The sequence below is a fragment of the Streptomyces desertarenae genome (assembly GCF_042681365.1).
GTDB classification, from domain to species: Bacteria; Actinomycetota; Actinomycetes; order Streptomycetales; family Streptomycetaceae; genus Streptomyces; species Streptomyces desertarenae.
The window spans coordinates 97,471-111,709 of sequence record NZ_JBHUFU010000010.1; the positions used below are offsets into that span (position 1 = coordinate 97,471).

The 14,239-nt window shown below is 73.7% G+C and carries 15 protein-coding genes; 5 read left to right on the top strand and 10 right to left on the bottom strand.

Annotated features, from left to right (window positions below):
• Nucleotides 1–384 precede the first annotated feature (384 nt).
• The 3 genes from ACFSJS_RS17805 to ACFSJS_RS17815 all read right to left on the bottom strand — a co-directional run bounded on the left by ACFSJS_RS17805 (nucleotide 385) and on the right by ACFSJS_RS17815 (nucleotide 3,735).
• Nucleotides 385–801 carry a GNAT family N-acetyltransferase gene (locus ACFSJS_RS17805; protein ID WP_380901476.1) on the bottom strand — a complete coding sequence of 139 codons (417 nt, stop codon included), beginning with the start codon at nucleotides 799–801 and terminating at the stop codon, nucleotides 385–387.
• Nucleotides 802–960: 159 nt separating this feature from the next.
• Nucleotides 961–2,424 carry an argininosuccinate lyase gene (gene argH / locus ACFSJS_RS17810; RefSeq protein ID WP_380901478.1) on the bottom strand — a complete coding sequence of 488 codons (1,464 nt, stop codon included), beginning with the start codon at nucleotides 2,422–2,424 and terminating at the stop codon, nucleotides 961–963.
• Nucleotides 2,425–2,538: 114 nt separating this feature from the next.
• Nucleotides 2,539–3,735 (bottom strand): argininosuccinate synthase, encoded by a 1,197-nt coding sequence (locus ACFSJS_RS17815; protein WP_380901480.1) that lies wholly within the window; start codon nucleotides 3,733–3,735, stop codon nucleotides 2,539–2,541.
• A gap of 140 nt (nucleotides 3,736–3,875) precedes the next feature.
• Here ACFSJS_RS17815 and ACFSJS_RS17820 point away from each other — a divergent pair, with 140 nt between their 5' ends.
• The 3 genes from ACFSJS_RS17820 to ACFSJS_RS17830 all read left to right on the top strand — a co-directional run bounded on the left by ACFSJS_RS17820 (nucleotide 3,876) and on the right by ACFSJS_RS17830 (nucleotide 5,781).
• A complete protein-coding gene (locus ACFSJS_RS17820) occupies nucleotides 3,876–4,463 on the top strand; it encodes a pyridoxamine 5'-phosphate oxidase family protein (RefSeq protein WP_380901482.1) in 588 nt (195 codons plus the stop codon).
• A 67-nt stretch (nucleotides 4,464–4,530) separates the two neighbouring features.
• Nucleotides 4,531–5,079 carry a GNAT family N-acetyltransferase gene (locus ACFSJS_RS17825; protein WP_380901484.1) on the top strand — a complete coding sequence of 183 codons (549 nt, stop codon included), beginning with the start codon at nucleotides 4,531–4,533 and terminating at the stop codon, nucleotides 5,077–5,079.
• A gap of 144 nt (nucleotides 5,080–5,223) precedes the next feature.
• The gene (locus tag ACFSJS_RS17830; RefSeq protein ID WP_380901486.1) at nucleotides 5,224–5,781 is read left to right on the top strand and encodes a GNAT family N-acetyltransferase; all 558 of its coding nucleotides are present in this window, start codon (nucleotides 5,224–5,226) and stop codon (nucleotides 5,779–5,781) included.
• Nucleotides 5,782–5,829: 48 nt separating this feature from the next.
• On the opposite strand, the gene ACFSJS_RS17835 is transcribed toward ACFSJS_RS17830, so the two are convergent.
• The 5 genes from ACFSJS_RS17835 to argC all read right to left on the bottom strand — a co-directional run bounded on the left by ACFSJS_RS17835 (nucleotide 5,830) and on the right by argC (nucleotide 10,800).
• On the bottom strand, nucleotides 5,830–6,372 hold the full coding sequence (locus tag ACFSJS_RS17835; RefSeq protein WP_380901488.1) for an arginine repressor: 543 nt from the start codon (nucleotides 6,370–6,372) through the stop codon (nucleotides 5,830–5,832).
• 7 nt (nucleotides 6,373–6,379) lie between these two features.
• Nucleotides 6,380–7,573 (bottom strand): acetylornithine transaminase, encoded by a 1,194-nt coding sequence (locus ACFSJS_RS17840; protein ID WP_380901787.1) that lies wholly within the window; start codon nucleotides 7,571–7,573, stop codon nucleotides 6,380–6,382.
• Between the two features lie 71 nt (nucleotides 7,574–7,644).
• Nucleotides 7,645–8,559, bottom strand: coding sequence for an acetylglutamate kinase (argB, locus tag ACFSJS_RS17845; RefSeq protein ID WP_380901490.1), 915 nt, complete (start codon nucleotides 8,557–8,559; stop codon nucleotides 7,645–7,647).
• The gene (gene argJ / locus ACFSJS_RS17850) at nucleotides 8,556–9,707 is read right to left on the bottom strand and encodes a bifunctional glutamate N-acetyltransferase/amino-acid acetyltransferase ArgJ (RefSeq protein WP_380901492.1); all 1,152 of its coding nucleotides are present in this window, start codon (nucleotides 9,705–9,707) and stop codon (nucleotides 8,556–8,558) included. Before argJ ends, argB begins: the two co-directional genes overlap by 4 nt.
• A 64-nt stretch (nucleotides 9,708–9,771) precedes the next feature.
• The gene (gene argC / locus ACFSJS_RS17855; RefSeq protein ID WP_380901494.1) at nucleotides 9,772–10,800 is read right to left on the bottom strand and encodes an N-acetyl-gamma-glutamyl-phosphate reductase; all 1,029 of its coding nucleotides are present in this window, start codon (nucleotides 10,798–10,800) and stop codon (nucleotides 9,772–9,774) included.
• 175 nt (nucleotides 10,801–10,975) lie between these two features.
• On the opposite strand from argC, the gene ACFSJS_RS17860 reads away from it, so the two are divergent.
• Nucleotides 10,976–11,725 (top strand): MerR family transcriptional regulator, encoded by a 750-nt coding sequence (locus ACFSJS_RS17860; protein ID WP_380901496.1) that lies wholly within the window; start codon nucleotides 10,976–10,978, stop codon nucleotides 11,723–11,725.
• A gap of 95 nt (nucleotides 11,726–11,820) precedes the next feature.
• On the opposite strand, the gene ACFSJS_RS17865 is transcribed toward ACFSJS_RS17860, so the two are convergent.
• Nucleotides 11,821–12,396, bottom strand: a complete 576-nt coding sequence (locus ACFSJS_RS17865; RefSeq protein ID WP_380901498.1) for a histidine phosphatase family protein — start codon at nucleotides 12,394–12,396, stop codon at nucleotides 11,821–11,823.
• A 189-nt stretch (nucleotides 12,397–12,585) separates the two neighbouring features.
• Here ACFSJS_RS17865 and ACFSJS_RS17870 point away from each other — a divergent pair, with 189 nt between their 5' ends.
• Nucleotides 12,586–12,807, top strand: a complete 222-nt coding sequence (locus tag ACFSJS_RS17870; RefSeq protein ID WP_380901500.1) for a DUF1918 domain-containing protein — start codon at nucleotides 12,586–12,588, stop codon at nucleotides 12,805–12,807.
• A gap of 33 nt (nucleotides 12,808–12,840) precedes the next feature.
• Here the strand turns inward: ACFSJS_RS17870 and ACFSJS_RS17875 are convergent, their stop codons facing one another.
• Nucleotides 12,841–14,130 (bottom strand): glycoside hydrolase family 10-like protein, encoded by a 1,290-nt coding sequence (locus ACFSJS_RS17875; protein WP_380901502.1) that lies wholly within the window; start codon nucleotides 14,128–14,130, stop codon nucleotides 12,841–12,843.
• Nucleotides 14,131–14,239: the final 109 nt, after the last annotated feature.

Below are 14,239 nucleotides of genomic sequence, written 5' to 3' on the forward strand. Positions count from 1 at the left end.
GGTGCCGTGTCGGGCAGCGTCCGCCCTGTCGGCGACGGCGTGTGGCCGCCGGTCGCCGGCGGGGCGGTCCCGCCGGGTGGTGCAGCGGCGGATCACGCCGCCCTGCTCCTCGTGGCCGGGTGCGGGGGGGGAGCCGCCGGGCACGATCGCGATCCGGTTCCCGGGCGGCTGGGGACCGCGCAGGTGACGGCAGAACCGAAGGAACCCCGTCCGGTCCTTCTCGGGCTCGGTGCGGCCGCGGGGCCTGTCCTTCGTCGCCGCCGACCCCGCGGACGCGCACTCGCTCCGCCACCCGCACGGCCCGGCGGTCCTGCGGACTCGGCGCGGGAGCCGGGGAGCACGCCCCGGACCGGCTCGTGCGGCAGGCCGCTCCGCCCTGTGCCCCTACGCCCGGTCGAAGGTCCAGACGAACACCACTTGCTTCTCTTCCGGGACGCCTCCGGTACGGAGGTAGGTCGCCCGTGCCGCCGCGTTGTCCTCGTCCGTGATCCCCCACATGCCGTAGCAGTTCCGTTCGCGCGCCAGGTCCGCGAGCGCCGACGCCAGGGCCCGGCCGACGCCGCGTCCGCGGAACGACTCGTCCACGCCCAGCTCGTACAGGAACATCTCGGTGCCCTTGTCCGGGTGTGTCATCTCGACGCCGGTGACCATCCCGGCCGGGACGCCGTCGACGTAGGCGATCAGGAGGTGGTGGCGCTCGTCCGCCAAGAACCTCCCGGTCCCCTCCGGAAGAGGGGACGCGTCGAAGAGGTGCCCGGCGTCCTGGACGGCCTCGGCCCGAGTGATGCGACGGATCTCCATGCAGGGATCCTGGCAGGTCCCGGCGCGGCGGGCACCGGCTTTCCCCCGCGTCCGAGTCTTCCGGCCCCGGAACCGGGCCGGCGGCTGCGGGAAGCACCGCACCGCCGCTCCCCGGCCTCCTCCGGGGCGCCGGCAGGGCGGACGCCGCCTGATGCGGCGCTAGCGGACCGCGCCCGAGGCGGCCTGCGCCCAGGCGCGCTGGACGGCCAACTCCTTCCGGACCTCGGCGAGCTGGACGGCGACCGCGGAGGGCGCGGTGCCGCCGCGTCCGTCGCGGGAGGCCAGCGCCCCCGCCACGCTCAGCACGGAGCGGACCTCACCGGTCAGGTGCGGGGAGATCTTCGCGAACTGCTCGTCGGTGAGCTCGTCCAGCTCGATCCCGGCGGCCTCGCAGACCTTCACGCACTCCCCCGCGATCTCGTGCGCTTCGCGGAACGGTACGCCCCGCTTCACCAGCCACTCGGCGACGTCGGTGGCCAGGGAGAAGCCGGCCGGGGCCAGTTCGGCCATCCGCTCGCGGTTGACGGTGAGGGTGGCCATCATCCCGGTGAACGCCGGGAGGAGGACCTCCAGCTGGTCGCAGGAGTCGAAGACGGGCTCCTTGTCCTCCTGCAGGTCCCGGTTGTAGGCCAGCGGCAGCGCCTTGAGGGTGGCCAGCAGGCCGGTGAGGTTGCCGATGAGCCGCCCGGACTTGCCGCGCGCCAGCTCGGCGATGTCCGGGTTCTTCTTCTGCGGCATGATCGAGGAGCCGGTGGAGAAGGCGTCGTGGAGGGTGACGAAGGAGAACTCCTTCGTGTTCCAGATGATGACCTCCTCGGCGATCCGGGAGAGGTCGACGCCGATCATCGCCGTGATGAAGGCGAACTCCGCGACGAAGTCGCGCGAGGCGGTGCCGTCGATGGAGTTGGCCGCCGAGCCGCGCTCGAAGCCGAGGTCGGCGGCGACCGCCTGCGGGTCCAGGCCGAGCGAGGAGCCCGCGAGCGCGCCCGAGCCGTAGGGCGAGACGGCGGTGCGCTCGTCCCACTGCCGCAGCCGCTCGGCGTCCCGGGACAGGGCCTGGACGTGGGCGAGGACGTGGTGGGCGAAGAGCACGGGCTGGGCGTGCTGGAGGTGGGTGCGGCCGGGCATCGCCACGTCCGGGTGGGCCTCGGCGAGGGCGACCAGGGCCTCGTTCAGGTCGGCGAGGAGACCGCCGATGATTCGGGCGTGGTCACGCAGGTACATCCGGAAGAGCGTGGCGACCTGGTCGTTGCGGGAGCGCCCGGCGCGGAGCTTGCCGCCCAGCTCCGGGCCGAGGCGCTCCAGCAGCCCGCGCTCCAGGGCGGTGTGGACGTCCTCGTCGGCGATGGTCCCGGTGAAGGTGCCGTCGGCGACGTCCGCGGCCAGCCGGTCGAGCCCGGCGAGCATCCGCTCCAGCTCGTCGCCGGTGAGGAGCCCGGCCTTGTGCAGCACGCGCGCGTGGGCCCGCGATCCGGCGATGTCGTAGGGGGCCAGGCGCCAGTCGAAGTGGACGGAGGCCGAGAGCTTCTCCAGGGCCTCGGCCGGACCGTCGGCGAAGCGACCGCCCCACAGCCGTACGTCGCCGCCCGCGGCGGGCTCGGGGGTCTGCGGGCCGTTGGTCATCGGTGCTCCTCGTGCGCGTACCGGTCGTACAGAAACGTGGCGGGGTGGGAGGACGCCCGCCTCCCCCGCCACGGGGGCGGAGGAGGCGGGCGGTGTGCGGCTGCCGGGGGCAGGCTACTGCGCCAGGTCCCGCTTGGCGGCGATCTTGCTGCTCAGGCCGAAGATCTCGATGAAGCCCTTGGCCATCGACTGGTCGAAGGTGTCGCCGGTGTCGTAGGTGGCCAGGTTGAAGTCGTACAGCGACTTCTGGGAGCGCCGGCCGGTGACGGTGGCCCGTCCGCCGTGCAGGGTCATCCGGATGTCGCCGGACACGTGCTCGCTGGCCTCCTCGACGAAGCCGTCCAGGGCGCGCTTGAGCGGGGAGAACCACAGCCCGTCGTAGACGAGCTCGCTCCACCGCTGCTCGACCTGCCGCTTGTAGCGGGCCAGTTCGCGCTCGACGGTGACGTTCTCCAGCTCCTGGTGGGCGGTGATCAGCGCGATGGCGCCGGGAGCCTCGTAGACCTCGCGGGACTTGATGCCCACCAGCCGGTCCTCGACCATGTCGATCCGGCCGACGCCCTGGGCCCCGGCCCGCTCGTTGAGCTGCTGGATGGCCTGCAGGACGGTGACGGGCCTGCCGTCGATGGCGACGGGGACGCCCTTGTCGAAGGTGATGACCACCTCGTCGGCCTCGCGCGGGGTGGCCGGGTTCTGGGTGTAGTCGTAGACGTCCTCGATCGGCGCGTTCCAGATGTCCTCCAGGAAGCCGGTCTCCACGGCCCGCCCGAAGACGTTCTGGTCGATGGAGTACGGCGACTTCTTGGTGGTGGCGATCGGCAGGCCCTTGTCCTCGGCGAAGGCGATGGCCTTGTCGCGGGTCATGGCGTAGTCCCGCACGGGGGCGATGCACTTCAGCTCCGGCGCGAGGGAGGAGATGCCCGCCTCGAACCGCACCTGGTCGTTGCCCTTGCCGGTGCAGCCGTGGGCGACGGTGGTGGCGCCGTGCTTGCGGGCGGCGGCCACCAGGTGCTTGACGATGGCCGGCCGGGAGAGGGCGGAGACCAGCGGGTAGCGGTCCATGTAGAGCGCGTTCGCCTTGATCGCCGGGAGGCAGTACTCCTCGGCGAACTCGTCCTTGGCGTCGGCGACCTCCGCCTCGACGGCACCGCAGGCGAGCGCGCGCTTGCGGATGACGTCGAGGTCCTCTCCGCCCTGGCCGACGTCCACGGCGACGGCGATGACCTCGGCGCCCGTCTCCTCGGCGATCCAGCCGATGCAGACGGAGGTGTCCAGGCCGCCGGAGTAGGCGAGTACGACGCGCTCGGTCACGGGGGGCTCCTTACGATGCATGCGCTGACTGGTATAAGTATGCACTCCTCCGCATGGTTCGTCAATGCACCCCCCGGCCTGCGGCACGGCGGGCCGAAGGCGGGGGGGCGCGCACGCCCCCGCGGCGGCATGATGCCCGTGTGGGAAAGACATACGAACGCATCGACGGACGGCTGCGGGACTTCATCGAAGCGCAGCCCGTCTTCTTCACCGCCACCGCGCCGCTGTCCGGCGACGGCACGGTCAACCTCTCCCCCAAGGGGCTGAGGGGTTCCTTCGCCGTCCTCGACGAACGCACCGTCGCCTATCTCGACTTCGCCGGCTCCAACGCCGAGACCGTCGCGCACCTGCGGGAGAACGGCCGCATCACCCTGATGTGGTGTGCCTTCTCCGGCCCGCCGAACATCGTGCGCGTCCACGGCCGCGGGGAACCCGTCTTCCGCGACGACCCGCGCTGGAGGGAGCTGATCGGCCGCTTCCCCGGCATCGACCACTCCCGGCACGGCCTGCGCGCGATCATCGTGGTCACCGCCGAGCTGATCCGCGACACCTGCGGTTACGCCGTGCCGCTGATGGCGTACGAGAGCGACCGCCCGCTGCACGGCTCCCGCTTCGCGCGCGAGACGGACGAGTCGCTGGACGCGTACTTCCACACGAAGGAGCACGTCGCCACCAGCATCGACGGCCTCCCGGGGCTGCCGCTGCCCCTGCCGCCCACCCCCGCCTGACGGCGGCCGGCCGACCGCCGGGCGGAACGTTGTTGCGCGCCGCCCGGGGAGGATGTTTGATCATGCGGTGCGAACCGACCCCTTGGACAGGGCGGCCCCGGTGATCGACCGGCTCTCCGCCACCGACCTCCCCGCCCTCTCCGGCGACCTCGCCGACCTGGTGTGCGACGCCGTCGAGGGCGGCTCCTCCATCGGCTTCCTCGCCCCTCCCGACCGGGCGGGAATCGCCGCCTGGTGGGAGGGGACGGCCCCCGCGGTCGCGGAGGGCGAGGCGGTGCTGTGGGTCGCCCGGGAGGACGGCGGCCGGATCGTGGGCACCGTGCAGCTGCGCCGGGGCGGCATGCCCAACGGCCGCCACCGCGCCGAGGTCGCCAAGCTGATCGTGCACCGGGACGCCCGCGGCCGCGGCCTGGGCAGGGCGCTGCTGGAGCTGGCCGAACGGGAGGCGGCGGCCGCGGGGATCTCCCTGCTGGTCCTGGACACCCAGACCGGCAGCCCCGCCGAACGCCTCTACCGCTCGGCGGGCTGGACGGAGGACGGGACGATCCCGGACTACGCCGCCGACACCGCGGGCGTACTGCGGCCCACCACGCTCTTCCACAAGAAGCTCGGCTGAGGGCCCCGCCGCCGGGCCGGACCGCGGGGCGGTCCGGCTCTCCGATGGTCCCGTGCGGGGGACGTGGCTACCGTGGCAGCGGTTCCGTGCACACCCCACCGCGGCGGCCACGCGCCCGCGGACGATCCCGAGGAGATCCGCCCCATGCTCAGCACCCCTCTCGGTGACGGCGCGGAGCTGTGCCCCCTGGAGCCGTGGCAGGCCCCGGAGCTGGCCGCGTACACCGAGCGCGTCCGCGACCACCTGGCCCCCTGGCTGCCGTGGGCCCACTCCGTCACCGACGAGGAGTCCGCGCGGGCCTTCCTCCAGCGCCACGCGGACCGGCAGGCCGCCGACGAGGGCAGGATCTACGGCATCCGGCTCGACGGCGAACTGGTGGGCGGCATGATGTTCCGGCTGTTCGACGCCGCCGCGGGCTCCTGCGAGCTGGGGGCCTGGCTGGCTCCCGCGGCGCAGGGGCGCGGACTGGTGACCACCGCCGCCTCCCGCATGATCGACTGGGCGGTCGGCGTCCGCGGCCTGGACCGGGTGGAGTGGCTGGTCTCCCCCCGCAACGGTCCCAGCATCGCGGTGGCCAAGCGGTTGGGCATGACGCACGAGGGCACTCTGCGCAGCGTCTTCCCCCTGGGCGGCCGCCGCCACGACCTCCAGGTCTGGGCGCTGCTGGCCGGGGAGTGGAGGGCCGCCGCGGCCCGGGGCTGAGGACCGGCCCGGCCCGCCGGAGGCCGTCGGCCCCGGCGGGGAGGCGGGTCAGTGGGCGTGCTTCTGCGCCAGCCGCAGCAGGTGGTCGGCGAGGGCCTGGCCGCCGGTGGGGTGCCGGCTGATCAGCAGCACGGTGTCGTCGCCCGCGATGGTGCCGATGATGTCGTGGACCTCCGCCTGGTCGATGGAGGAGGCGAAGAACTGCGCGGCTCCCGGCGGGGTGCGCAGCACCACCAGGTTGGCCGACGCCTCGGCGGAGATGAGCAGTTCGCCCGCCAGGCGCGCCATCCGCCCCTCGCTCGCGGACTCCCCCAGCGGGGCCCTGGGAGTGCGGTCGCCGCCCTCGCCGGGCACGGCGTAGATCAGCTCGCCCCGGGTGTTGCGGATCTTCACCGCGCCCAGCTCGTCCAGATCCCGGCTGAGCGTCGCCTGGGTGACGCTCAGCCCGTCGTCGGCGAGGAGCTTGGCCAGCTGGCTCTGCGAGCGGACCGGCTCGCGGTTCAGGATCTCCACGATCCTGCGGTGCCGGGCCGTCCGCGTGTGCGGTACGGCCGGGCCGCCCCCGTTGGTAGTGCCCTGCGCCTCGGTCATCGCCTCGTCAGTCTCCGGCTCGTCGGGTCCCGTCGACGGCGTCGAGGACGGCGGGCAGGGAGCGGACCAGCGCGTCCGCCTCCTCCTCGCCGAGGATCAGGGGCGGGGCGAGCCGGACGACGTCCGGGGCGCACGCGTTCACCAGGAAGCCCGCTTCCTGGGCCGCCTTCTGCACCTGGGGCGCGACGGGTTCGGTCAGTACGATACCCAGCAGCAGCCCCACACCGCGGACCTGGTCGACCAGCGGGTGTCCCAGCCCCCAGACGGCGTCGCGCAGCCGGCCGCCGATCCGCTTGACGTGGTCCAGGAGCCCCTCGCGCTCGATGGTGTCCAGCACCGCGAGCGCGGCCGCGCACACCACCGGGTTGCCGCCGAAGGTGCTGCCGTGCTGGCCGGGCGCCAGCAGTTCGGCGGCCTCCCCGAAGGCGACGGTGGCGCCGATGGGCAGCCCGCCGCCCAGTCCCTTGGCGAGGGTGACCACGTCGGGCTCGACGCCCTGCGCCTGGCAGGCGAACCAGTGGCCGGTGCGCCCGACGCCCGTCTGGACCTCGTCGAGCACCAGCAGGGTGCCGGTGGCGGCGGTGATCTCGCGGACCTCGGCCAGGTAGCCCTCGGGCGGGACGACGACGCCGCTCTCGCCCTGGACCGGCTCGACGATCACCAGGGCCGTCTCCTCGGTGACGACCGCCCGCAGCGCGTCGGCGTCGCCGTAGGGCACGTGGGTGACCTCACCGGGCAGCGGCAGGAACGGCTCCCTCTTGGCGGGCTGCCCGGTCAGCGCCAGGGCGCCCATGGTGCGGCCGTGGAAGCCGCCCTCGGTGGCGACCAGGTGCGGCCGGCCGGTCCGGCGGCCGATCTTGAAGGCGGCTTCGACGGCCTCGGCGCCGGAGTTGGCGAAGTAGACGCGCCCCGGCCGCCCGAAGAGGCGCAGCAGCCGCTCGGCCAGGGCCACCGGCGGCTCGGCGACGAAGAGGTTGGAGACGTGGCCGAGCACCGCGATCTGGTCGGAGACGGCCCGGACGACCGCCGGGTGCGCGGTGCCGAGGGAGTTGACGGCGATGCCGCCGACGAAGTCCAGGTACTCCCTGCCGTCGGCGTCCCACAGCCGGGCGCCTTCGCCGCGGACGATCGGGATGCGCGGGGTTCCGTAGTTGTCCATCAGCGCGCCCTGCCAGCGGCCGGTCAGTCCGGCGTTGGACACGGCGCCCTCCCCCGCGGCGCCCTCCCCCGCGGTGCCGGCGTTCGCGGTGCCGGTCGTGTCGGCTGCGTCGTTCATGCCCTCTCCCCCCGGCCCGGTGCGGCCTCGTCCGGGACGACCATGGTCCCGATCCCCTCGTCGGTGAAGATCTCCAGCAGGATGGAGTGCTGGACGCGCCCGTCGATGACGCGGGCGGTCCGCACGCCGTTGCGGACCGCGTGCAGGCAGCCCTCCATCTTGGGCACCATGCCGCTGGCCAGGTCCGGCAGCAGCTTCTCCAGCTCGCTCGCGGTGAGGCGGCTGATCACCTCGTCGCTGTTCGGCCAGTCCTCGTACAGGCCCTCGACGTCGGTGAGGACCATCAGCGTCTCGGCGCCCAGTTCGGCGGCGAGCGCGGCGGCCGCGGTGTCCGCGTTGATGTTGTAGACGTGGCCGTCGTCGGCGCTGCGGGCGATGGAGGAGACCACCGGGATGCGGCCGTCGTCCAGCAGCGCTTGGATCGCGCCGGTCTCGATGCGGGTGATCTCGCCGACCCGGCCGATGTCCACCCGCTCGCCGTCCACCTCCGCGTAGCGCTTGGTGGCGGTCATGGTGTGGGCGTCCTCGCCGGTCATGCCGACGGCCAGCGGCCCGTGCTGGTTGAGCAGGCCGACCAGCTCGCGCTGCACCTGCCCGGCCAGCACCATCCGCACGACGTCCATGGCCTCGTCGGTGGTGACCCGCAGCCCGGCCTTGAACTCCGAGACCAGCCCCAGCCTGTCCAGGTGGGCGCTGATCTGCGGGCCGCCGCCGTGGACGACGACGGGCTTGAGGCCGGCGTGCCGCAGGAAGACCACGTCCTGGGCGAAGGCCGCCTTCAGCTCCTCGTCCACCATGGCGTTGCCGCCGAACTTGATGACGACGGTCCTGCCGTGGTGGCGGGTGAGCCAGGGCAGGGCCTCGATGAGGATCTCGGCCTTGGGCAGGGCCGTGTGCTTGCGGGTGCTCATGAGGAGTAGGCGCTGTTCTCGTGGACGTAGTCGGCGGTGAGGTCGTTGGTCCAGATGACGGCGGAGGCGTCGCCCGCGGCCAGGTCGGCGGTGATGCGGACCTCGCGGTAGCGCATGTCCACCAGTTCGCGGTCCTCGCCGACGGAGCCGTTCCTGCAGACCCAGACCCCGTTGATGGCGACGTTCAGGCGGTCGGGCTCGAAGGCCGCGGAGGTGGTGCCGATGGCGGAGAGCACCCGGCCCCAGTTGGGGTCCTCGCCGTGCACGGCGCACTTGAGGAGGTTGTTGCGGGCGATGGAGCGGCCCACCTCGACGGCGTCGTCCTCGCTCGCGGCGTTCACCACCTCGATGCGGATGTCCTTGGAGGCCCCCTCGGCGTCCCGGACGAGCTGCTGGGCCAGGTCGTCGCAGACGGTCCGGACGGCCTCGGCGAACTCCCCCGCGTCCGGGGTGATCCCCGAGGCCCCGGAGGCCAGCAGCAGCACGGTGTCGTTGGTGGACATGCAGCCGTCGGAGTCGACGCGGTCGAAGGTGGTGCGGGTGGCCTCGCGCAGGGCCGTGTCCAGGCCGGGCGCGTCCACGTCGGCGTCGGTGGTGAGGACGACGAGCATGGTGGCCAGCCCGGGGGCGAGCATGCCCGCGCCCTTGGCCATGCCGCCCACGACCCAGCCCTCGCCCTCGGCGACGGCGGTCTTGTGCACGGTGTCGGTGGTCTTGATCGCGACGGCGGCCCGGTCGCCGCCGTGCGCGGACAGCTCCGCGGCGGCCTTCTCGATCCCGGGCAGCAGCCGGTCCATCGGCAGCCGGACACCGATGAGGCCGGTGGAGCAGACGGCCACCTCGGCGGCGCTGTGGCCGAGGACCTCGGCGGCCCTCTCGGCGGTGGCGTGGGTGCCCTGGAAGCCGAGCGGGCCGGTGCAGGCGTTGGCGCCGCCGGAGTTGAGGACGACCGCCGAGACCCGTCCCCCCCGCAGGACCTGCTCGGACCAGAGCACGGGGGCGGCCTTGACGCGGTTGGAGGTGAACACCCCCGCGGCGGCCTGCTTCGGCCCGGTGTTGACGACCAGGGCCAGGTCGGGGCCGCCGTTGTCCTTGATCCCGGCGGCGACGCCCGCCGCCGTGAACCCCTTCGCCGCGGTCACGCTCACAGCGTTCCTCCGTCCATACCGTTCGTCCTGTCCGTCCCGTCCGCGCTTCCGTCCCCGCCGCGGCTCACGGCGCGACCCCGGTGGTGGGGAGCCCGGTCGTCTCGGGGATGCCGAGGGCGATGTTCATGCTCTGCACCGCGCCGCCCGCGGTGCCCTTGGTGAGGTTGTCGAGCGCCCCCACGACGACGGCGCGGCCGGCGGCCTCGTCGTACGCGACCTGCACCAGCACGGTGTTGGAGCCGTATACGGCCGCGGTGGAGGGCCACTGCCCCTCGGGCAGCAGGTGGACGAACGGCTCGGCGGCCAGCGCCTTCTCGTACGCCTCACGCAGCCGCTCGCCGTCCACCCCGGGCCGGACCCTGGCGGTGCAGGTGGCGAGGATCCCGCGCGGCATCGGGGCGAGGGTCGGGGTGAAGGAGACGGTCACCGGCTCGCCCGCCACCGCCGAGAGGTTCTGCACCATCTCCGGTGTGTGCCGGTGGACGCCTCCGACCCCGTACGGACTCATCGAGCCCATCACCTCGCTGCCCAGCAGGTGGGGCTTGAGCGCCTTGCCCGCCCCCGAGGTCCCGCTCGCCGCGACCACCACCACGTCCGGCTCCACCAGGCCGGCCGCGAAGGCCGGGAAGAGCGAGAGCGTGACCGTCGTCGGATAGCAGCCGGGGACCGCGACGCGCCGGGACCCCGTCAGCGCCTCGCGGGCCCCCGGCAGCTCGGGGAGGCCGTACGGCCAGGTCCCGGCGTGGGGAGTGCCGTAGAAGCGCTCCCAGGCGGCCGGGTCCCTCAGCCGGAAGTCGGCCCCGCAGTCGACGACCAGCACTCCGTCGCCGAGCCGCTCGGCGATGGCGGCCGACCGGCCGTGCGGCAGGGCGAGGAAGACCACGTCGTGGCCGTCCAGCGCCTCGGCCGTGGTGGCCTCCAGGACGCGGTCGGCCAGGGGCGGCAGGTGGGGCTGGAGCGCGCCCAGGCGCTGCCCGGCGCTGGAGTTGCCCGTCAGGGTGCCGACCTCGACCTCGGGGTGCGCGGTCAGCAGGCGCAGGATCTCGCCCCCCGCGTACCCGCTGGCCCCCGCCACTGCCACTCGTACCGCCATCGGTTCCCTCCTCGTCGATGGCATGACTATACGCAGTACAGAAGTTTTATGCAATGAGTATGCGGCGGAGGAACCGGGGCGGCGGGCTCCGGCGGCGCCCGTGGCCGCGGGTTGACGTTGACGCAGCGGAAGCCCCTAGCGTCGGGGGCACCGACGGATCGGAGGGCCGGAGACGATGGAGTGGCCGATTCAGGAGATCGCCCGCTCGGCCGGGACGACCAGCCGCACCCTGCGTCACTACGACGCCATCGGGCTGCTGCGCCCCAGCCGGGTCGGGCGCGGCGGGGTCCGCCACTACGACGAGCGCGCGCTGGTGCGCCTCCAGCGGATCCTGCTCCTGCGCGGACTGGGGCTGGGACTGGCCGCCATCTCCGATGCCCTCGACGGGCAGCGGGACGCGGCCGCCGCACTGCGCACCCACCTGGCCCTGCTCGAACGGGAGAGGGAGCGGCTGGGACGGCAGATCGAGTCGGTGCGGACCACACTGGCGAAGATGGAAGGAGGCGAGCCCCTGATGCCGCAGGAGGCTTTCGACGGGTTCGACCACACCCGGTACGAGGACGAGGTGGCCGAGCGCTGGGGACGCGACGCCTACGAACGGGGCGACCGCTGGTGGCGCTCGCTGCCGGAGGACGACAGGACGGGGTTCCGGCAGCGGCAGGCCGGCATCGCCGGCGACTTCGCCCGCGCCCACCTGGCCGGCCTCGCGCCGGACTGCGACGAGGTGCTGGCGATCACCCGGCGGCACTACGAGTGGGTCACGGCCGGCTGGCAGGGCAGGCGCCCGACCGCGGAGCAGTTCACCGGGCTCGGGCAGATGTACGCCGACGACCCGCGCTTCACCGCCGCGTACGCCCGGTACGGCGAGGGCACGGCGGCCTTCGTCCGGGACGCGATGGGCGCCTACGCCGAGCGCGAGCTGTGATCCCGGCGGGGCGCGGAACGGCCGCCGCGCCCCGCCGGGCCCCGCGCCCGGCGGGCGGGGCAGGCCCGGTGGACCCGCCTCCGGTGGGCCCGTGCTCAGTGGTCCATGCTCAGCATCCAGTCCCCCGCCCGTCCGGTCAGGGTGACGGCCGACAGCGGGTGGACGTCGACGCGCCAGTAGGTGTGCGGCGGCGCCTTCAGCGCGTAGACCGCGGCCGCCCGCAGCACCGTCGGCTCCACGATCGCGGCGATCACGCAGTCCCCGTCCTCGCCGCCGGGGCGGGTGTCCAGCCAGTCGCCGACCCGCAGGATGAACGAGAACAGCGACTCGCCGCCGTGCGGGGCCGCGTGGGGATCGGCGAGCCAGGCGTCCACGGCCCCCGGCTCGCGGGCGGCGACGTCCCGGAAGGTGAGGCCGCGCCAGCGGCCCATGCCGCACGCGCGGAGCGCGGGCTGCGCGATGGGCCGCAGACCGAGCGCCTCCCCGGTCTCCCGGCACCGCAGGGTCGGCGAGCAGTAGCGCAGCTCCGCGCCGGCCAGGTGCCCGTACACCGGGACGGCCCGCTCGGCCTCCCGCCATCCGGTGGCGTCCAGGGGCCTGTCGTCCTCGAAGCGCACGTCCAGCAGGGAGGAGCTGCGGGCGGCGGCGAGCAGCGTGATCCGGAGGTGCATTACCGGATGGTAGAACCGTGAACCGTATGGGCGAACGGGGCGTGCACGGCTGTTTCCGGTCATATAAGCAGGGCGGGAGCCTCCGGCGCGCCCTCCGCCCCCCGCACACCGGGAGGACGCCGCCCGGGCACGCCCCTAGACTCGTGGGCATAGGGAGCAATCACCGCACATCGGACCGAGGGGGTTCAGATGCGGGCGTACGAGGGTGATCTGCTGCTGATCCACGGCAGGACCGTGGGGCAGCACGACAGGGTCGCGGAGATCGTCGAGGTGCTGGGGGACGGCGGCGAGCCGCCGTACCGGGTCCGCTTCGAGGACGGGCACGAGACCGTGGTCTCGCCCGGCCCCGACTCGGTGGTGCGGCATCACGGCGAGCCCCTGTTCCAGCACGGCGAGCCCCGGCACCGCTGAGGGCGGGTGCCGGGGCGGGGCGGTGGGCGCCGGTCAGCGGGGCGGCCGGACCAGGGTGCCGTAGTGGTCCCGCACCACCCGGCTCATGGCTCCGATCGGATCCGCGGCGACGTGCCTGGCCGAGAAGTAGACGTTGCCGCTCACCTCGGGGTGCTCCCGGCACAGCGTCAGGTGCCGGGAGAGCTCGGCCGGGTCGTGCCAGGCCGGCCCCTGGGCCGGGTCCGCCACCTTGTACAGGGCCTCGCCGATGTACAGATCGACTCCGGTGCCCCGCACCACACCGGCCCACCAGGGCACCAGCCGGGCGTAGTCGGCGGCCTCGAAGCCGATGTTCCAGTACACCTGGGGCACGATGTGGTCGACCCAGCGCTCGCGCACCCACCTGCGGGTGTCGGCGTACAGGTCGTCGTAGGTCTGCACCCCGGCGCGGGTGTCGGAGCCGGCCGGGTCGGTGCCCTTGTTGCGCCAGACGGCGAAGGGGCTGACACCGAAGCGCACGCGCGGCTTGACCTGCTTCAGCTGGCAGGAGACCTCGCTCACCAGCAGGTCGACGTTGTGGCGCCGCCAGTCGCCCCGGTCGGAGAAGTCCCCGCCGTACCGCTCGAAGGCCGCGTCGTCGTCGAAGGTCCGGCCGGAGACCGGATACGGGTAGAAGTAGTCGTCGAAGTGCACGGCGTCGATGTCGTAGCGCTCCACCGCGTGGAACATCGCGTCCTGCACGAAGCGGCGGACCTGGGGCAGGCCCGGGTTGTAGTAGAGCTTCCCCCCGTAGGACACCACCCAGTCCGGATGGCGCCGCGCGGGGTGGTCGGCCACCAGCCGCTGCGGGTCGGCGTGGTTGGCCACCCGGTAGGGGTTGAACCAGGCGTGCAGTTCCAGGTCGCGCCGGTGCGCCTCGCGCACCGCGAAGCCCAGCGGATCCCAGCCGGGGTCCCTGCCCTGGGTGCCGGTGAGGTACTGCGACCAGGGCTCGAAGGGCGAGGGCCACAGGGCGTCCGCCGTGGGCCGCACCTGGAGGACCACGGTGTTGAGGCGGCGCTCGACCGCCGTGTCCAGGTGCGCCAGCAACTGCCTCTGCTGCTCCTGCGCGGTCAGCCCCGCCGTCGAGGGCCAGTCGATGTTGGCGACGGTCGCCACCCACATACCGCGCATCCGGGGACTCCGTCCGTGTCCGCGTCCGCGTCCGTGTCCGCGTCCGTGTCCGCCGCCGCCCGCTCCGCCCTCCCGCGCCGCGGCCGTCCCCGCGCCCGCTCCGGTCAGCAGCGCCCCCGAGAGCGCACCGGCCGCCGCGACCCCGAAGGTCCTCCGAGTGAAACGCCCCATCCTGCCTCCTCCTGAGGGTGGTCCACCCGATCATGAGCGGTGGGTGACGGTCCGGCAACTCCTCGTACCGGCGGGGTGGGTGCCCCTCCCCCGCCGCCGCGTCCTCTTG